This window comes from Spirosoma harenae (assembly GCF_054776975.1).
The window spans coordinates 239,773-259,841 of sequence record NZ_BAAHBD010000013.1 but is presented as its reverse complement, the minus strand read 5'-3'; the positions used below and the strand labels follow the sequence as shown (position 1 = coordinate 259,841).

The following is a 20,069-nucleotide window of genomic DNA, read 5'->3' as shown; positions in this document are numbered from 1 at the left end:
GTCTACTCGCTGTCTCTACCGAATACGGTAACCAGATGTTCTGGACTAGGTTTGCGCTGGGCCGTGAACTGACTTACCAGTACATACGCAATAAAGGAAGCTAGAAAGGCCGGGAACACTTCGTGGATATCGCTCAAACCTTCGTAGCGACCTCGTACACCAAATCGCCAGATAATATTGACGACGATACCGGCTATCATAGAAGCTATTGCACCTAAATCGGTGCCCCACCGAAAATAGAGCCCGCCGAAGATGGTTGGGAAAAAGCTGGCTACATATACCGAACCCGCAAAAGCTGACAACTCTACCACATCAGCAGGTGGAAAAATGGTGAAGTAATAAACGATGATGCAATAGAGCAGCATCATAACTTTGGTGCGGGGAATGATTTTCTCCACAGGCATGGGTTGCCACACATTCCAAATGTCTTTGACGAGCGTGGTGCCGACCACTAACGTTACCGATGCCAGGGCAGCCATACCCGCAGCAAAAAGACCCATCAGGCAGATACCACTAATCAGCGGATTGTTGAATTTTTTGAGCATGAATCCTACCACTTCATCGGTATTGTTGATGAGTTGGGCGGCTTCTTCGGTAGTTACCATTCCGTGTACCAGTGCTCCCAGACCCATCACGCATACCAGCGAAACCCCCATGAAAATCGGTGTCCAGGTCATGGCGAATTTCATACCGGCTTTGTCTTTCACGGTATAAAACCGAATCAGGAGTTTGGGCTCAGAAATCTGTTTCATCCCAATCGACAAGCCGATACCGACGATGTACGTAAATGAGGTAAGTTGCCCGAACGTCACCAAGCCATTGCCAATAGGCGTACCTTTTTTAGAAACGTGGTCTACGAGTGCAATTTTCGCCATCAGCGCATCATAGCCACCTACGTAGATGAAGGGTAGCGATAGCATCACAATCGCTACGATAAACATTAGGATACCCTGAACAGCGTCGGTCCACATAATGCCATACATGCCACCTGCGATGGTATAAAAGCAGGTGAAGAACAGCATAAACGCAGCGCCGTACGCATACGGAATATCAAGCAGCGACTGAAGCAAGTGCGCACAACCTTTCGCAATACCGGTCATGTACCAGATCGTCGCAAAGAGAATAATCACCGCCGACAACACCCGAATGCTCCGCGAGAGCTGACTCTGATAGCGCAGTTGGAAATAATCGGGAACTGTAAACGACTTGAGCCGAATACTCTGGTTCCGCATTCGGGGACCTAAAATCTGCCAGGAAATAATGCAGAAAACCGCCCAGAAAACGCCCACCCACGTCCACGATAATCCATACCGGAACGATTCCCCTGCCTGCCCAATATACGTATTGGTGCTAACGAAGGTTGAAAAGAACGCCAGTGAAACAACCCAGCCGGGAATACGGCGATTGGCCACGTAATATTCACCGACGGTTTTGCTGGCCTGTCGTTGTAGATACCAGCCGAACGTGATGAGTAGGATCAAATATACCACCATGCAAAGCAGGACGGTCGCGTGTTCGGAGAAATAGGTCATTTGGGTTCGTCCTTTACATCGATATCTATGAATTGCACGGCGATGGCGTTCAGAATCATAATCACGATGATGAACCAATAGGGAAAAGCGGTCAGGAAATCCATCGGTTAGAAGAGTTGTTTTAGGTCGTTTTTCGTCACTTTACCCATTGCATTACGCGGTAAGTCAACGACAATCCGGTACTGACGCGGCACTTTATAGGCGGGCATTTGGGTACGCATCCAACCGTTGAGTTCTGTTAAGTCAATAGCCTCTTTGGTTACCAGTACGGCTCCTACCGTTTCGCCCCATTCTTCATCGGGTAAGCCAATTACCCCGCAATCGCCAATGGCCGGATGGGTTCGTAGCACCTCTTCAATTTCGAGGGCCGACAGTTTGTAGCCACCTGATTTAATGATGTCAATCGAACTGCGGCCCAGAATTTTGTAGCTGCCTTCGTCGAAGACAGCGACGTCGCCCGTCCGAAACCAACCGTCATCGGTAAACGCTTCTTCCGTAGCCTTTGCGCGTTGCCAATATTCCCGAAACACCGTTGCCGCCTTCACCTGAATCTCTCCGGGTTGACCTTCTACCACGGGATTATTTTCGTCGTCCACCAACCGAACATCAACACCCGGCAAGGGTTGACCAATGTGCCCCGGAATACGTTTTCCACGATACGGATTACTGATCGCCATACCGATTTCGGTCATTCCGTAACGCTCAAGCAATGTATGTCCGCTGACTCGTTCCCATTTTTCCATTACTGTTACGGGCAAAGCTGCTGAACCAGATACCATCAATCGGAACGAGCGCATAGTTTCTGTAACCGCCTGCTGTTCAGTTTCGGGCAACGCTTCCCAGTAAGCAATCAATTTGAAATAAATGGTTGGAACGGCCATGAATAGGTTTATGGCACCTCGGCCGAAAGCAGCAAAAATAGCTTCAGCCGAAAATTCGGGCAGAAACTCGCAACAAGCACCTGCCCAGAGCGCACAACTGACTACGTTGACTATGCCATGTACATGATGGAGTGGTAATACGCAGAGGATATGATCGGTCGATTGCCATTCCCAGGCATCGATGAGCGTTGTTATCTGCGCATCGAGGTTGGCGTGTGTAGTGACCACTCCTTTCGGTAGGTTGGTCGTACCACTCGTATACAGAATCATAGCACCCTGCGACGGATCGACATCAGGTAGGTCAACTGAACTACTGCTTTCCGATACCCCTAATTCAATAAAACGAATATTTCGCGTCTCGGCAATGGGACGGAGTACGTCTGCGTATCGAGTCGAAGCCACAATAACTTCAGTAGCGGTATCGTCGATGACGTATTGTAGCGAAGCGGGCGGATACGACGTAGATAACGGAACGGCAATGCCGCCCGCTCGCCAGATTCCCCATTGGATACGCACATAGTCGTAGCCAGGTTCAACCATGAACGCGACTCGGGCTTCGAGCAGATCGTGCTGATCACTCAGGAGTTGCTGCCCAAACTGTGCAGAGTCAGCTAGAAGTTGGGTATAGGTGTACGATTGACCACCGGCTAAGATAGCCGTATTGGTGAGGTGACGATGCGCCTGCTGGACGATATTGATCATAAAACCCATTTTTTAGCCCACTTCTAATTGAGTTGAATAAGCTAATCGCTGAAACGAACAAAGGCTGTGCAACTCCCTGGGTCTGTGTCCTCACAGACCCAGGGAGTTGCACAGCGCTACCATCCGGAAAAGGGTCTGTGAGGACACAGACCTGGGGAGTTGCATAGGCCCAGGGAGTTTGGCGATTGTTTGGTCAATTCAATTAAGGATGAGCTAACTGTTATTACAATTCCCGAATCTGGATGTTTTTGTACCAGACGCGCTCTTTCGGGCTATGATTCTGCAAGGCGATTTTTCCTTTGGCATGTGCCGTAGCGTAGGGCCAATTGGCAAATTTGCTCTTGGCTACCAGTGTTTTCCAGTTGTCTGAACCATATTCGTATTCGACAACTTTTTTGCCATTCAGGTAATGCTCAACGTGATTTTTGTTTACAACAATCCGGCCTTTATTCCATTCGCCTGGTGCTTTTATCGCATTAAAATCCGACGGTGGAATCATATCGTAATTGGCACCCGACATCTGCGTATCTTTTAGTTTATATGGCTTGCCTTCGCCATCCAGATACCCTTTGTCATCAATCACTTGATACTCAGGACCCGACATATAGGTCGATTTAATATCGGGGCTATCGATGATTTTATAGACAACACCGCTGTTGCTGCCTTTGGGAATTTTGAAATCAAACTCCAGTTCGAAATTTTCGTATTCTTTGTCCGTCACCAGATCACCACCCGTGCCGTCGGGTGTGATAGCGCCATCTTCAACGTACCAGCCCACAACGCCATCTTTATGGTAGCTGTGCCAACCTTTTATAGCCTTACCATCAAACAACGAAGTCCATTTAGGAGGAGCCGCAGAGGTGGCCACAAGGGCTATTAGACAGTATAGAATTTCAAGGGGGAGTAATACTTTCACGGAGCGAGGTATTGTTTTCATGGAGTTTAGAATTTTGAGTTAAAGGTATATAAAAAGAAAACGCGGTCAGAAAAGAGCACATTCTTCTTCTCTGACCGCGTTTATTTGTCAAGTTAGTTTGCCTAGGTAGCCATTTCGCGGGCGGCTTCCGGGTCGTTGTATTTCCGGTCGAGGCCCTCGGTCGATTTCTGATCAGAACGATCCGGGCCTGAAATCATATCCTGAGCCTGAATGCTGCTTTCGTCGGCCAGTTCGCGAGGAAGTTTCTCTGCTTCTTCTTTTTCTTCTGGTCGTTCACCCGGCTGATTCTGCGCTTTATCTTTCGCATTAACGTCATACGGACGAGCCGAATCGCCTGTATCTGGCTCATCTTCCATGCCTTCTTCTGTACCGGGTTTCGCCTTCGAGCCCTCCTCCAAACCTTCGTAGTTTGTCTTCGCTACGTAGCCATCCGGTTTTGGGCCATTGGTTGGAATGACTCCGGGGCCAGATGTTGTGAACGTTACCGTTTGCGAATTGACTTCATGCGAGCGATCTGGTTCGCTGGGCTCCTGAATTTCGGGTACGGCTGGCTTAGGGGTACCAGGTAAATCAGGAATTTCAGGACCGGGTACGGGAGGTGTCGGTGGCGTTTCGGGAATGCCAGGAACGGGTTGCATCGGATCGGGCGTACCGGGTGTTGGCGGAACCATATCACCGGAAGGATAGCTGCCAAATGGCTGATCGCTACCGATGTAATTCCAGCCGCCGAATGTATTCGTTGGCGTCGATTTATTCGTAGAATTATCGGGTTCATCTTCCGATGGCAAGCCTGTATTTACTGTCGAACCCGCATCTGGGTTGCCCGTAATATCAGCTACGGCAATCGGATCGTTGGGTAAAATAGTTTCATCGACTCCCTCACCGACGTATAGCGAAGCATCGGAATTTTCATACGTTTTACCACGCGATGGATCGCCCTGAACGGTCCGTTCTTCATCGGAACTATACCGATTTCGAAGTTGTTCGTCTACGACATCGTCTTCTGTGTCGCCGATGGGCGTGAGTTTACCATCAACGAGCTTAACCATATTTGTTTCGCCCTGATCGGCGCCATATTTGGTTTCTGCGTTTTCGTTCGAAACCATGTCGGCCTGCCGAGACTCGTTAAGGGCTGATAAATCTTCCATGACTATTGTGGTTTAAGTTGTATTAAAAACCACCGAGTCTGGTAAAGTGTTTTGGCTGCTCTACTTGAGGGCATCAAATAAAATTTCAGCGGGATGTTGTGCTTTCCGGCCCGTTCCGTCTTTAATCTGGTGGCGACAACTCGTTCCCGCAGCCGAAATAATGGCATCTTCAGCCTGACGAACAGCCGGGAAAAGTACCAGCTCGCCAATCTGCATCGAGAGATCGTAATGCTCCGCTTCGTACCCAAACGAACCCGCCATGCCACAGCAACCCGACGGAATCAACTGAACATTGTAATTCGCTGGAAGCGAGAGGGCTTTTTTGACCGGAATCATCGACGACAACGCTTTCTGGTGGCAATGTCCGTGTATTTTTACCAGTCGCGATTCGGTCGTAAATAAACTAGGATCGATACGCCCGGCTTCGATCTCCTGCGCAAACCATTCTTCAAATAGAAAAACGTTTTTCGCAATTCGGAGTGCGTCTTCTTTCAATTCCGCTGGAACCAAATCCGGGTATTCGTCGCGGAACGTCAGAATGGCCGATGGTTCCAGACCAATCAAGGGCGTTTGATCGGTGATAAAGTCTTTGAATAACGTTACATTCCGAATGGCAAGCTCTCGAGCGTCGTCTACCAACCCTTTTGATAGATAGGTACGTCCACTTTCTGCGTGTTCCGGAATCGTGACCGAATAGCCCAGCCGCTCCAAGAGTTGAATAGCTTTTTTCCCTACCTCCACATCGTTGTAATTTGTGAATTCATCACAAAATAGCATGGGGCGCGGGGCATGGGGCATGGGGTGTAAGGATTGAGGCAAGGGGCTCGAGGAAATAGAGTCAGAGGAATTCTCTACTTCTTTCGATTTGCTGTCGACTCGTTGCCCCATGCCCCGCGTCCCATGGCCTCTGCTTTTTACCCATTGCCGCAACGTAGTACCTGCCAATTCGGGCATCGTACGGTCAGGGTGAAAGCCGACGGTTTTATTAGCTAATCGACGTAGGGTAGGGGTGTGGTAAATAGCGTTATAAGCCCAGGGCGCAAGGCTTGCCAGCGACATTAATTTCGTGAAATTCCCAACCAGACGGGCCCGTAACGGAATGCCATTTGCCTTGTATTTCTGCTGGGTGAATTCAGCTTTCATCCGCGTCATATCAACGCTCGACGGGCATTCGGCTTTGCAGGCTTTGCAAGACAAACATAAATCCAAGACGTCGCTAACGGTTTCGAAATCATGGTCGGTGGGGGCCTGTGTATGGCTGTAAAAATTCCGCAAGATATTGGCTCGTGCTCGTGTTGTATCGCGCTCGCGCCGGGTAGCCATATAGCTAGGGCACATTGTCCCGCCCGAGATGGCCGTTTTTCGGCAATCGCCAGAGCCAGAGCATTTTTCCGCCAGTTCGAGTAAACCGCCGTCTTTCGAGAAATCGAAAATCGTTTTGGGCTGCGGAATTACGACATCGGCTTCCGAGCGCAGAAACTCATTCATCGGTGGTGTATCGACCACCTTACCCGGATTGAACGTATTATGTGGGTCCCAGAGGGCTTTGACTTCTTTACATAATTGGTAGTTTTCGGGGCCGAGCATAAACGCAATGCATTCGCCACGCAATCGTCCATCACCGTGTTCGCCCGATAGCGAGCCACCGTATTTTTTAACCAATTGCGCTGTATCCATGAGCAACGCCCGAAACTTCGTTCGTCCTTCCGAAGATTTCAGGTTGATCAGTGGTAACACATGAATTTCACCAGCACCGGCATGGGCCGAATATTCTAGTCGTAACCCGTGTTGCTCCCAGGCCATCTGATCCAGTTCATCGATATAATCTGGCAAGTCGTGAACGTCAACGGCCGTATCTTCAATAACATTCGCTGGTTTTTCATCGCCGGGAATATTGTACATGATACTGAGTCCGGCTTTTCGCAACGCCCACGGCTTTTTCGTTTCTTCATCAAATAGAATTGGATACGCATAGCCAAGCCCTTTCTGACGAAGTGCATCCACAAAATCCTGTGCCTTCTGCTCGACGCTATCAACAGTATCATCAAAAAACTCAACCATCAGAATGGCTTTTGGATCGCCCTCAACAAATGTGCGATTCTTAGCCTGCTCAATGTTTGTTTTGGTCAGTTGAAGAATATAATCATCTACCAGTTCCGACGCAAAACAGCGATGGGCCAACGCCACCAGATTAGCCTCCAACGATTGCTGAATCGTAGTGAAATGGGCGCAGACAAGCGCTGTTTCCTTCGGCGGCAACGGCAGTAAGTTCAGTTTCGCTTCCGTAATAAAGCAAAGTGTACCTTCGGAGCCAGCGATAAGGTTGGCGAAATTGAAATGGTTCACCTCATCGGAACGCCGAACCGCCCCAGCCCCTCTCCTAAAACAGGAGAGGGGAGAAAGTTGGGGACTTGTGTCCTCCCTCTCCTGTTTTAGGAGAGGGGCCGGGGGTGAGGTCGTCTCAAAAAACTCCATCAGCGCATCCAGCGCATAGCCTGTATTACGTCGGGTGACGGTTGGTTTGGGGTAGCCTTCGCGGATGTGTTTTTGAATGTCAGGTTGCGAAAGCCAATCACGGAATTGGACGTATAATTTTTGTTCGAGCGGACTTACAACATTTTCTCCCCGACATTTTGCGTCGAATTGCGCTTGGGTAAGGGCACCAAACGTGACTTCAGCACCATCGCTCAGAACGACTTTTACTTCGAGCAAATGATCGCGGGTGGTGCCCCAGACGATGGAGTGAAGACCGCAGGAATTATTGCCAATCATACCGCCAATCATGGCTCGGCTGGCGGTTGACGTTTCTGGCCCGAAAAGTAATCCGTGTGGTTTCAGGAATGCGTTTAGATCATCGCGGATGACGCCCGGTTGCACGCGTACCCATTGCTCTTCTTTGTTGATATCCAGAATGGTCCCGAAGTATTTCGAAATATCGACTACGATGCCGCTACCCACTACCTGGCCTGCCAGCGATGTTCCAGCTGCACGAGGAATCAGCCCTAGCTTATGTTGCTGCGCAAATCGGAGTAGTAATTTGATGTCGGCTACTGATTTGGGCAGAGCGACGGCAATAGGCATTTCCTGATAGACCGACGCATCGGTTGCATAGAGGATGCGCTGGGCTGTATGTTCAGAAGATTCATCAAAATATAAATCACCTTCGAACGAAGGCAACAGATTGGCAAAGGGCGGTTTTTGAGCTAAAAGGAACATAGACGATCACGTATCTAAACGTTCTGTAAAGATACGGAAACCGTATGTAGATTATGGAAATAGATGTTGTCAGGCATCAATCGACTAAACACTATTGCTATGAAAACGCGCCGGACCTATACGCCAATCCGCATTGATTTTACGCCCTTTGTTGATACTGCCTTTTTGTTACTTACCTTCTTTATGCTAATAAAAACAATACAGAAGCCTAATCAAATGAGGGTTGACTTGCCAGATGATAACGGCTGCTTCGAAAGCTTTCCACCAGCGTCGGCCACTTTATTTCTTCTTGGAAACAATAGAATTGGCTTTTTGACCTACCAACGTGACGGCTCAAATGCTGAATTTTTAGAGACGGGTTATTCTTCAGAAGGCCTCAGAAAACAATTGATGTATCTAATGCCCGATAAACGTACTGTTGTGTTGATTATTCCAACTGTACAATCAACCTACAAAAACCTAGTTGATGTGTTCGACGAACTGCAAATTCATGGCAAAATACGATTTAGATTAGCCTATGAACTGACTTCAGGAGAAAAAAGCCTCTTGCAAAAATATGAAACGTATAAAGCGACGAATCCGAGTGCATCCAAATTGATTCGTATGTCGCTTTATAAAGGCGTATGGGATTATATAGCAGACCTTAAAAGACGAAAAGTCTGAACGTCGCGCAATTGATTACTACTTACTTCTACCTGATTGACTCCGATCTAGTAATCGTTTTAGTCGGCCACCGATATAGCTACCTACAAAACTTAAAATCATCGAGCCATAAAGCCCAAAGTTTTCAAGTTCGATGTTGAACGAATTTGTGGGGTGTTCGAGAAAAAATGTGTAAACGGTCCAGATGGTAACAGCCTGGATGACAGCTAGAAACCAACCTTTTCGTGGTTCCAGAAAGCCGAGTGTGGTAGCGAGGAGCGTTGCTACCAGATAGGGCAAGTGCGCTGCTATGGCCACTTTAATGCAATACAGCAGTAAAATGCATCCCAGCAACGTAAGGACTATATTGACCAGAAGTCGCCGATCGAAGAAAGAGGAATTCATTTTAAATGTATGATGTATGATATAGGATGTATGATTTGCAAAAGCACGAACATACATCCTATATCATACATTATACATTCCTTACTGGTTCACATACACGCTGCCAGCAGAAGCCGAAAGCGTTACAGGAATGCCACCACCGTTCAATGAGCCTTTGATGTGATTTTTATCGGTGTCGCCACTGAAATTGTTCAGCGGAACTTTGATATGGTTGCCGCTTAGGTTCAGGCTGATGCCTTTATCGAGAGGCATTTTTACGTGGATGCTGCCGGCGCTGGTTGACAGACGAACAGGGCCAGTTAGTTTGCTAATGCTGACATCGACACCACCCGCGCTGGTGCTGGCATCAATGCTACCCGCTACATTCGCCAGGCGGACAGAACCGCCCGATGTGCCTGCTTTTATATCGCCTTCGATGTCTTCGCCATGTACACTACCACCACTGGTTTGCGCATCTACGTCGCCTTTGAGATCGGCCAAACGGATGCTGCCGCCCGATGTATGCAACCGCATTTTACCTGTCGATGATTTGGCTTCAATTGAACCGCCTGATGTTTGTAGGTCGAGTTGACCTGAGCTTCCGGCTTTGCAGCGATCCATGTGAATCGAACCGCCCGATGTTTGTCCATTGATATCACCGGCAATATCATCCATGTGCAGGCTACCTCCACTGGTACGGAATTTTTGTGTACCTGTTAGCGCGCTCAGATGGATGCTACCGCCTGAGGTACGTAAGTCGGTGGTAACGTTGCGGGGGGTGTAGAATTTGAAACCAATGCTTAGTGAGCGCTTCCAGTTGTTGTCGTTATTTCGGCGTTTGGCAATGGCGACAATCGTACCGCCTTCCTGCGTAATACTTACTTCGTAATCTTTCAGTCGTTCTTCAATTTCCTCTTTGTCCAGATTTTCGTTGCCGTTATTGCCCCGAACGTACATTTCGACTTTGGCATTCATATCGGTGCCACCTTCGATGCTCAGACTACCGCCCGATGTTTCGGCACGTACAGCGTTAATTTTCCCCGAAAAGGTTTTGACCTGGTATGGCTCCCGATCATCAGTAGGATTTGTTGCAAAAGAAGTCAGTGAGATTGTGGCTACACCGAGTAAGGTCAGGAAGAATTGATTCCGTTTCATACGATTTGTTTTTATGTATATGTCTCAAAGATGCGTATCCGAGAATGAGGGTTGCATCTGTTTATTGCCTTTGTCTAACAAGAAGCTATTCAGCAATTAAATAGATATCGACAAGCACTGTGCCAAATGAGGTAAATGGCTAGCTATCAAGGTTATATGTTTAGTAGCAAAGGCCACACGTGTCCGCCAACGGACATGCGTATGTTCGCTCACGGACAGTAATTTCGTGCAGGATGCAATAAAAATCTTACCGAATTGTAATCTCGACGCGCCGGTTTTTAGGTCGTTCGCGATCAATAGTATTATCGGCGATTGGGCGAGTGCCTCCGTAACCTTTTGTCGTAATGCGATCATCCGCTATTCCGTGACGCGTCAGGTAATGAGAAACAACTTTGGCACGATTCTCCGACAAAGACAGGTTCAGTCGTGGATCGCCGACGTTGTCTGTATGACCCGCTATGTCGATTTGCCAGGTTGGATTGATTTTCAGAACGGTTACCAGTTTGTCCAGCTCCGTCGATGATTCGGGCAAGAGTATGTAGCTACTCTGCTCAAACTGGACATGGTTCAAAATGGCCGACGAACCTCGTTTGAATTCTGTTTCTAATGAGACTGTCGTATCACGAGGAACTATGGGTTTTACGATCGGTGGAATAGGAGTAGGCTTTTTTACGGTAAGGGTTGGCCGTTTTTGGGGAATCGTTTTTATTGACTTCGGAATAACCTTAGCTGGAGGAACTACATTGATGGGTGGGTTAGACTCTCTAACCAAGGTAAATCGCTCTTCTGGCATTGCCTTCTGGAAGAAATACTTGGCAGGTATTAGTTCGCCACTTCGGATAAACCGATCGATATAGATGGTTTTCTTATCGGGTCGCTGCCAAAATAACTGAAGCTCACCGCCCATCATGTCGTTGAAATAATCTACCCGCAAATCATACAACTGCCCAGCTTTGAGGGTGATCGTACCTGTATAATGATTCGAGTCGTTCAACTGCCAGGATTCCATAACCAGTTCATTGTCTACCCAAACCCGAATGCCGTCATCGACTGTCGCATAAAATTTATAGGCACCTGAGACAGGCGCTAATAATTTGCCCGTCCATCGAACAGAATAATAGGAGTGAGGAATACCACGGGCAGGACTTCCGGCTGACCAATCGAAACTAAGCTTCGGGTCGATACGTGTCAGGATTTTCCGTTTAAAATCCGTGCCGACATAATATTCTCCTTTGAGGCCTTGCTGCGACCATATCGGATGGCTCGTTAACCAGAGGAAAACGGCTAAGAGTAGCGTTATCGTTTTCATAGATAAGCTTTTATCAAATATGATGCTTTTGCCTATTGGCTTGCATATGCCTTAGTGAAAATTAAGAAGGTTTAACGGATGCCTACCTATTGGAAAACTACAAAATAGGATTCGGCTTTATAAGTAATTACCCTTAAATCGTATACAGCGATTTATCAATGAAGCCCTTAACTGGTTGAATTAATAACAATAAAGTTTGGTGAGATTTTTATTTAATTTTTAATTATATGAAGAATTTGGAATTTTATTTTAAATAAAAGCGATATTAATAGAATATAATTGTGAAATATCGAAGTAATTAGAAATATACTATTGTGATTTTCCTTTTATAGGAATTATATTTGACATACGGAATGTGTCTGTAACAAGCGCATTCGCATGCTGGCCAGGCATTCAGTGATTTTTCGATTACTTCAGGAGAAGGCCATTTGCTACAGGTCTGCTCGAGCTTTTTTTCTACGTACATAGAGTAAATACCCTTATTGCCAACAGAACCTACCGGGCTGTTGTACTAGTACTTTTTCAACCTAACTAAAAACGGAAATGCAGGACAAAAAACTACTGTTTCTCGTATTGTTTGCCTTTTCTATCCCGATGCAGCTGTTTGCGCAGAGCCGGGTTATTAAAGGAACTGTTACCTCTGGCGAGGATAATTCATCATTGCCCGGTGTAAACGTGGTGATCAAAGGCACTACCATAGGGGCGTCAACAAATGCGGAAGGAGCTTATACATTGTCGATTCCTGACAATCTGCTTAAAAATGGTGTACTGGTTTTCTCCTTTATTGGCATGAAAACCACGGAGTCTCCAATTGGCAATCAGAGTACCATATCTGTAAAGTTAAGTCGCGATGAAACATCACTTGATGAGGTGATTGTCAGTGCATTAGGGTTTAAAGAAAATGCAGATAAACGCGGTGCTACAGCCTCGAAAATTGAAGCGAAAGATATCGTTCGATCAGGTGAAACGGGGGTAATCAATGGGATGTCCGGTAAAGCGGCTGGCGTTCAGATTACAAAATCGGCTGGTGACCCTGGCGCTGGTTCCTATATCCAGATTCGCGGACAGAATACCATTACAGGCACTACCCAACCGCTGGTTATTGTGGATGGTATCCCGATCAGTAACTCGACGCTGGGCGATGGGGTGGCTGGCGTTACGCAACAGTCGCGCCTGAACGATATCAATCCTGAAGACATTGCGTCGATGCAAATTCTGAAAGGCGCTTCGGCAGCAGCTTTATGGGGATCGCGGGCGTCCAACGGCGTAATCGTTATTACAACGAAAAAAGGCGCAAACAGCGATAAAGTTAATATCTCTTTTAGCTCTACGGTTTCGTTCGATAAACCCAATTTGCTGCACCCACTGCAAAGCAATTACGGACAGGGATCAGACGGAGTCTACAATCCAACGGTTGCCAACTCGTGGGGGGATAAAATCGCGAATCGGGCCGGGGGAGAGGATATTGTTAATATGAATGGTGCTCGTTTTGAGGCTTACAGCGGAAAAACATATTACCCTATTCTTACCAAAAACTCGAAGGAAACGTACAACGACATTCGGAAAGATCAGGTTTTCAGAACAGGTACGTTCATCGACAATAATCTGTCAATCAGTGGTGGTAACGAAAAAGGAAATTTTTACCTAAGCTTTGGTGATCTGCGCCAGAAAGGGATTATCAACGGCCAAAGCGATTACAATCGGACCACGCTTCGATTCAACTCTGAACGGCGCTTCAACGATATTCTTAAATCGTCGACCAACGCAACCTACGCCCGGACAACCTCAAACCGGATTCAGCGAAGTAATAGCGTAAACGGTCTGTACATTGGTTATCTCCGTACCCCAACTGATTTCGACAGCCGCGATTACAAAGGAAATTACTTCGCGTCGCCAACAGCCAGCGCGGTTCCAAACCGGCAGCGTGCGTACCGAAATTACTTAGGGGCATTAGCGAATCCGATCTATAACGACCCCATGTGGGCGATCAATGAATTGACCAATTTTTCGGAAGTAGACCGATTCATTATGAGTTCTGAATTGCTCATTACACCCGCAACCTGGTTCGATATTACCCTTCGAGGTGGTCTTGATGCGAATACCGATCACCGCATCACGAATTATCCGGTAAACTCGGCCGCAAACAGTGGTTTGGGAAGTTACGAGGAGAATATCTACAAGGAATCCGAAATGAATGGTGACGTAATTGGTCGCATATTCAAGGATTTTGGCAAGAATATTACGAGCACGCTGATCGTCGGTTTCAACATCAATGACCGGAAATACCTCAATCTGGGCGCTACGATGAACACGTTCATTATTCCAGATGCGCCCGCCAACTTTGGTAACTCGCTGGTATCCAACGATGCTCCTTACCGGACAACCACGAATCGACGGATGGCTCGTCTGTATTCAACTCTGAATCTGGGCTTTTATAATCAACTCTACGTCAATGCGTCGCTGGCTGGCGAATCGGGCTCGACGTTCGGTAGCCAGACAAAATCGACATTCTACTATCCGTCTGCTGACGTCGCCTGGCAGTTTACGCAACTTCCCATTTTCCGGGATAACCCTGTGTTGTCGTTCGGTAAACTGCGTGCTTCCTACGGTACGGTGGGGGTGCAGCCCGATGCGTATCGGAACGCAACGACCTACGTAAATGCGTCGTTTAGCAGCTGGGCCAATTCACTTAGTGGCGCTGGATACGGTAATGGAGCCTATGTGCGAAGTTCTACCCAGGGCGATCCATTCCTGCAACCCGAACGGAAAACCGAATGGGAGTTAGGTACCGACCTCCGTTTCCTGAACAACCGGTTGACAGCTGGCTTCACCTATTACCAGAACGAAATCACGAATTTGTTGCTCAACGTAGCCGTGGCTGGTTCGACGGGATATACCTCAAAATACACCAACGCGGGTTCGATGACCAACAAGGGTTGGGAGGCAGAGCTTAACTTCAATATCCTGAATAAGAGTGGATTCAACTGGAACGTATTTGGTAATATAAGCCGCAATATCAATCGGGTGACGAATCTGGCAGGAACGGATATCATTACGCTGGGAGGATTCAGTACGACGGCCAGTACGGTGGCTAAAGTGGGTTATGCCATGTCGTCGCTTTATGGCGGTACGTACATGCGTAAGGAGGATGGCTCACTGAACCTCAATGCGAATGGTTTCCCACAGGTTGCTTCGCAGTTTGGGGTAATTGGCGATCCAAACCCGGATTATCGGGGTGGTTTCGGAACAAACCTGTCCTACAAGAAACTCTCAATGAACCTTCTTTTTGAAACGTTTCAGGGCGGTGATTTCTACAATGGAACGCGAGGAACGCTCTATAATTTCGGTACTCATGCCGATGTGGGGAACGACGTGACACTGACGCAGGATCTGAAGAACTATGCAGGTAAAACCATCGCGTCGGGAAGCACGGTTCGGGGGAATATTCAGGATTTTGGTGCCGGACCAGTACTGCTCGATCAGTCGTATTATACGTCTATTGGGGGTGGTTTCAGTACCCTTGTCGAACAGTTTATTACGGATGCCAGCTGGACTCGTATTCGGGAGATTTCGCTTGGTTATTCATTCAGCTCACCAAAGTTTCGCCAGAAAACCAAGTTGCAGTCGATCGACGTAACCGTTACCGGCCGTAACCCGGTATTGTGGACGAAAATGGTTGGGGTCGATCCCGAAACGGCCCTTAACGGAGCCAGCAACTCGCGCGGACAGGACTATTTCAACAGTCCGAACACGAAGTCATTGCTTTTCAGCATAAAAATCAATTACTAATTACCACGAAGAAGCCATTTTTATGAAACGAATATATAGATCAGTTTTCGCCCTGGTATTTGGTCTCCAGCTCTTCGCTTGCTCATCAATTGTCGAGAATCTGAACGTAGATCCAAACAACCCGACCAAATCGACAGCCAGTCTGTTGCTAACCGGTACGGAGATTGCCAACATGGCGACTCAAGAGGGTATGGCTAGTCGTTTAACAACCATCTGGTCTGGCTATGCCTCCGGGGCCGACCGGCAATGGAAGGATTATTATAATTATAACGTATCGGCGGGTATCTATGATGGCGACTGGAATCTGGTGTATCAGGCGACGAATGCCAATGCACTTCTCGCTATTGAGCAGGCAACCGCGCTTGGTAACCGGAAAATGGTAGCCATTGCCAAAATCCTGCGCGTCAATGCACTCGCTACGGGTACGGAATTATGGGGTGATATTCCGGTGGATCAGGCAGGCGACATTGCTAAATATCCTAATCCGGCGTTCGAAGCCCAGGCGACTGTTTACACAAAGCTGCTGGCTTCGCTCGAAGAGGCTATTACCGATCTGAAATCGGGTGTCGGTACGGTTACGACAGAAGATATTCACTTTGGGGGCGATGCGACCAAATGGACGCAGGTTGCCTATACGCTAAAGGCTCGGTTATTGACCGATCTGAAGAAGTATGATGAAGCCTATATAGCCGCTCAGACGGGGGTCAGTGTGTTTGCGAACTCTTTGTATGCACCACACGGTATCACGGCAAACGTAAACCAGAATTCGTATTATTCCTTTCTGGTCGTTAGCCGTACCGGCGATATAAATGCTGTAGGCGCGTATAACACGACGATCCTGAATCCGACAAGTGCTACGTACAGAGGTAATTCGAAGACCATCGAGACGGCCCGATTCCGGTTTTACTACCTCGAAAACGGTATCAATACGCCAGGTAAAATTGAGCCAAATACGTCGGGAGCAACGGGTTTCTTTGCCCAAGGTGCTAGCTTCCCGCTTATTACTTATCAGGAAAATAGTCTGACATTGGCGGAGTCGGCTTTACGGTCGGGAAAAGGATTTGACACTGCTCTGGGACATTTGAATGCGTACCGGGCGTGGATGAATACCGGGGGTAATATCAACTCGACCTATTTGACGGCTGGAACGTACAAATACGATCCCTATGTAGCGGCTGATTTTGCGGCTGGTGGTATTGAAAATGCAGATGGCATTACAGCCAATAACGCTCTGTTACGGGAAATTTTGCAGGAACGGTATGTGTCATTCTACGGACAACACATTGGCTGGAACGATGAGCGCCGGACTCGTGCTGAGGCCTATGGTATTAAACTAACACCGAACACGGGCACACAGCTTCCCTGGCGATTCATTTACCCACAAAATGAGCTGAACTCAAATCCAAATGCACCCAAACCGGTACCAGCTACCTTTGAAGCACTGGCGATTTATAAATAGTTTGTTTGAGGTCCGTTCCGTGGTCTGTGTCCTCACAGAGCATTCGCCCGGATGGTTTTGTGTTGGCTGGCGCACAGGTGGTCTGTGAGGACACAGACCACGGAAAACGTCAAAACTCAGGCTCCAACCCTCAAACAGTTTCCAAATACACGAACGGCCAGTCAAGTTGACTGGCCGTTCGTATTGAACAGTAAAGTTTATCCATATTAATGACTCCTTAGAAGCGTTCGCTGCTTGACAAGATCTTCCTTCTTGACAAACGTGATGGGAACAAAGTCATCCGTAGGCGAGCCAATGTAGTAGAGTGTCCAATCCTGGTCGTATCCGGCTAGCATCTGTCGAATGCATTCGACGCGGTCGAAAGTAGGGACGATGCAATCACTCCAGTAGAACAATTCAACGCGATAGTGCAGCGCCTGTTTCTGCCCGTTGATGGTCACGTCGATTTCGATTTCCTGCTTTCCAGGCATCGAAGAAATGGGGATGGCGATGTAAGACATAGTTGTAGGAAAAGGAAAATTGTTAAAACTATTTTTTGCTATTCAGACCGCAAACTATCGGTTGGATTGGTCAGCGCTGTTCGGTATGTACGCCAGCCAATCGTTAAACCGCCTAAAAGCAACATCGTGCCAAAACAGGCACTTAACATACCCACACCGACCGTAATGTGATAGGCGAAGGTCATTAAAAAGAAACTCGTTGTCAGATAGCCTAACGGCAACGCAATGGCCCCGGCAATCAGCAATAGCTTTAGGAAATCCCACGATAACAGCCAGACAACCTGATCGACACGAGCACCCATCACTTTCCGAATGCCCACTTCTTTTCTGCGCAACTGGGTCGTGTAGGTAACCATGCCCAACAGTCCCAAACAGGCAATCGACAACGCAAAGCCGAGTAATAATCCCATAAAGGAAATATCGTCGGTATGGCTGTGCCGATCAGTCAGATAGGTGTCGTACCAAACACCTTCGAAGGGTTCATAGGGATTCATACGTTTCCAGACCTGGGCAACGGCCGTTTTAACTGCTTCGGGATTACCGTCGGCAACTTTCACGTTCAGATACCGAAAGCGGGCGGGTTGATAGCGAAGCACTAGCGGACGTAATTTCATAGCCATCGTCGTGAATTGAAAATCCTTCACAACCCCCGCGATCTGGACATCTGTACTATCGTTTAGCCAGAGTGTTTTACCCACAGCCGCTCCCGATTCGCCCAGCTTAAAGGCACGAACGGCTTCTTCATTAATCAGGACAAGGTGCGACGCAGAATCCGACACCGAAGCTGGCATATTCTGACCGGCCAGGAGCGTCAGGCCAACAGTAGAGAGCAGTTGCGCATCCGTCGAGAAAACATCCGTTATTGTGGAATCGCCCCCGGTTCGCTGGTTGTATACCAGCTGCCAGTCACCGCCGTGATCGCCAAATCGAGCCGCTGTAGCCGATACGTGTTCTACGCCCGACAGTCGATTCAGATTATCCGCTAATCGGTTAGCGGGCATGCCATTCAGAGGGATCGTCAGTACATTTTTACGACTAAATCCATAATCTGCTGTGCCCATATACTGCTGCTGACGAGCCATGCCAAGCAACGCAATCATGGCAAACAGCGAGATAGAAAACTGAGCCACGATCAGCGCTTTACGAAGTGTAATTCCTCGAAATACGCGTATCCCAGTTTGGCTCCGTAGTACCTGGGCGGGTTCAAATTTGGATAACACGCGAGCAGGCAATACACCTGCCAGCAAGCCCGTAATAATGCTAAAGAAGATGAATACGGTCCACACACGCGGGTCCTGTTCCCATTCGACTCCGCCAATCAACCATTCTTGTACGAATGGCATCGGTTTGATCAGTTGGAGCATACCATACGCCAGCCCCAGGCTAATCAGCGACAGAAAAGCCGATTCGCCCATAAATTGGCCCATCAGTTGCCAGCGTAACGCGCCAGAAACTTTTCGGATACCCACCTCGCGAGCCCGGCTGAGCGAACGGGCAAGGGTTAAATTGATGTAATTGAAAGCTGCCAGTAATAACGTCAGTAAGCCAACACACATCTGCACTTCCAACTTGCCAAGCGAGGGTTCAAACGTTCCGTTCATCAGTTCTTCGCGGGCGGGCGAAAGGCTGGCTAATGATTGGCTGCGGAATGTATAGCCTTTCTCGTCCTTGAACGTTACGCCTTTGGTCATCCGACCGGCTAATGATGGCAAAACACCATCCAGCGTTTCGGCAGGTATGCCCGGCTTTAGCGATACGTAGGTATAGCCTCTTGCATATTGTTTCCAATCAGTTCGTGAACGTTCCCAGGCAACGCCCGAATACGACGCCATCGAAACCAGCAAATCGAAATTAAGATGGGTTTTGGTTGGTGGTTCTGCAAAAACGCCGACAACCGTTAAAGCTCCCAGATCAGGATGCTCCATCCGTTTGCCAATCGGGTTTTCAATACCGAAAAAGCGTTCGGCTGTTTTCTGCGTTAGTACAACCGTTTTCGGAGCAACCGCTGGCTGACCTTTTCCCAGACGAAATCCGAATACCTTAAAAAAACCGGGATCAACGGCGCTATAAACAGTAGGTAATTGCTTCCGATTGGCCGTAAAGTCGCCATAATTGCGAATTACCCGCGTTGCTTCTTCAACAAACGGGTATTGCTGCTTTAGTACATCGGCCAAGGGTATAGGCGACGTGGCATACCCTTTCTCGCCGTTGTCTCTGAACGTTACGTCCGTTAGAATGCGATATGTACGATCAGGATGGGGATGAAATGAATCGTATTCAAAAGCGCCTTTAATCCCGATCATCGCCAGTAGGCACACCAACATGCCCGACGCCAGACCAAACACATTGATAAAGGAAAAAAGTTTGTGTTTCCAGAGATTACGAAAGGCAGTATGAAAGAAGTTCGTTAGCATA

The 20,069-nt window shown here is 48.0% G+C and carries 13 protein-coding genes; 3 read left to right on the top strand and 10 right to left on the bottom strand.

What is annotated here, in order from left to right; translation table 11 throughout:
• Positions 1-2: 2 nt before the first annotated feature.
• The 5 genes from ACYVE4_RS19520 to ACYVE4_RS19500 form a co-directional block, all read right to left on the bottom strand.
• Positions 3-1,532 carry a sodium:solute symporter family protein gene (locus ACYVE4_RS19520; RefSeq protein WP_461041882.1) on the bottom strand — a complete coding sequence of 510 codons (1,530 nt, stop codon included), beginning with the start codon at positions 1,530-1,532 and terminating at the stop codon, positions 3-5.
• Between the two features lie 107 nt (positions 1,533-1,639).
• The gene (locus tag ACYVE4_RS19515) at positions 1,640-3,115 is read right to left on the bottom strand and encodes an acyl-CoA synthetase (protein WP_461041880.1); all 1,476 of its coding nucleotides are present in this window, start codon (positions 3,113-3,115) and stop codon (positions 1,640-1,642) included.
• A 223-nt stretch (positions 3,116-3,338) separates the two neighbouring features.
• Positions 3,339-4,052 carry a 3-keto-disaccharide hydrolase gene (locus ACYVE4_RS19510; RefSeq protein ID WP_461041879.1) on the bottom strand — a complete coding sequence of 238 codons (714 nt, stop codon included), beginning with the start codon at positions 4,050-4,052 and terminating at the stop codon, positions 3,339-3,341.
• Positions 4,053-4,153: 101 nt separating this feature from the next.
• Positions 4,154-5,200 (bottom strand): hypothetical protein, encoded by a 1,047-nt coding sequence (locus tag ACYVE4_RS19505; RefSeq protein WP_461041878.1) that lies wholly within the window; start codon positions 5,198-5,200, stop codon positions 4,154-4,156.
• 60 nt (positions 5,201-5,260) lie between these two features.
• Positions 5,261-8,416 carry an FAD-binding and (Fe-S)-binding domain-containing protein gene (locus tag ACYVE4_RS19500; protein WP_461041877.1) on the bottom strand — a complete coding sequence of 1,052 codons (3,156 nt, stop codon included), beginning with the start codon at positions 8,414-8,416 and terminating at the stop codon, positions 5,261-5,263.
• A 63-nt stretch (positions 8,417-8,479) separates the two neighbouring features.
• Here ACYVE4_RS19500 and ACYVE4_RS19495 point away from each other — a divergent pair, with 63 nt between their 5' ends.
• The gene (locus ACYVE4_RS19495; protein WP_461041876.1) at positions 8,480-9,079 is read left to right on the top strand and encodes an ExbD/TolR family protein; all 600 of its coding nucleotides are present in this window, start codon (positions 8,480-8,482) and stop codon (positions 9,077-9,079) included.
• Positions 9,080-9,097: 18 nt separating this feature from the next.
• Here ACYVE4_RS19495 and ACYVE4_RS19490 read toward each other — a convergent pair whose 3' ends face one another.
• The 3 genes from ACYVE4_RS19490 to ACYVE4_RS19480 form a co-directional block, all read right to left on the bottom strand.
• Positions 9,098-9,463 (bottom strand): hypothetical protein, encoded by a 366-nt coding sequence (locus tag ACYVE4_RS19490; RefSeq protein WP_461041875.1) that lies wholly within the window; start codon positions 9,461-9,463, stop codon positions 9,098-9,100.
• Positions 9,464-9,544: 81 nt separating this feature from the next.
• A complete protein-coding gene (locus ACYVE4_RS19485; RefSeq protein ID WP_461041874.1) occupies positions 9,545-10,597 on the bottom strand; it encodes a DUF4097 family beta strand repeat-containing protein in 1,053 nt (350 codons plus the stop codon).
• A 247-nt stretch (positions 10,598-10,844) separates the two neighbouring features.
• Positions 10,845-11,906: a PA14 domain-containing protein gene (locus tag ACYVE4_RS19480; protein WP_461041872.1), complete on the bottom strand. Its 1,062-nt coding sequence runs from the start codon at positions 11,904-11,906 to the stop codon at positions 10,845-10,847.
• Between the two features lie 543 nt (positions 11,907-12,449).
• Here ACYVE4_RS19480 and ACYVE4_RS19475 point away from each other — a divergent pair.
• Together ACYVE4_RS19475 and ACYVE4_RS19470 are read left to right on the top strand one after the other, a co-directional pair.
• Complete coding sequence (locus tag ACYVE4_RS19475; RefSeq protein ID WP_461041871.1) at positions 12,450-15,695, top strand: SusC/RagA family TonB-linked outer membrane protein; 3,246 nt, start codon at positions 12,450-12,452, stop codon at positions 15,693-15,695.
• Positions 15,696-15,717: 22 nt separating this feature from the next.
• Positions 15,718-17,154: a SusD/RagB family nutrient-binding outer membrane lipoprotein gene (locus tag ACYVE4_RS19470; protein WP_461041869.1), complete on the top strand. Its 1,437-nt coding sequence runs from the start codon at positions 15,718-15,720 to the stop codon at positions 17,152-17,154.
• Positions 17,155-17,360: 206 nt separating this feature from the next.
• Here the strand turns inward: ACYVE4_RS19470 and ACYVE4_RS19465 are convergent, their stop codons facing one another.
• Complete coding sequence (locus tag ACYVE4_RS19465) at positions 17,361-17,654, bottom strand: hypothetical protein (protein WP_461041868.1); 294 nt, start codon at positions 17,652-17,654, stop codon at positions 17,361-17,363.
• A 38-nt stretch (positions 17,655-17,692) separates the two neighbouring features.
• The gene (locus ACYVE4_RS19460) at positions 17,693-20,068 is read right to left on the bottom strand and encodes an ABC transporter permease (protein WP_461041867.1); all 2,376 of its coding nucleotides are present in this window, start codon (positions 20,066-20,068) and stop codon (positions 17,693-17,695) included.
• Between the last annotated feature and the right edge of the window lies 1 nt (position 20,069).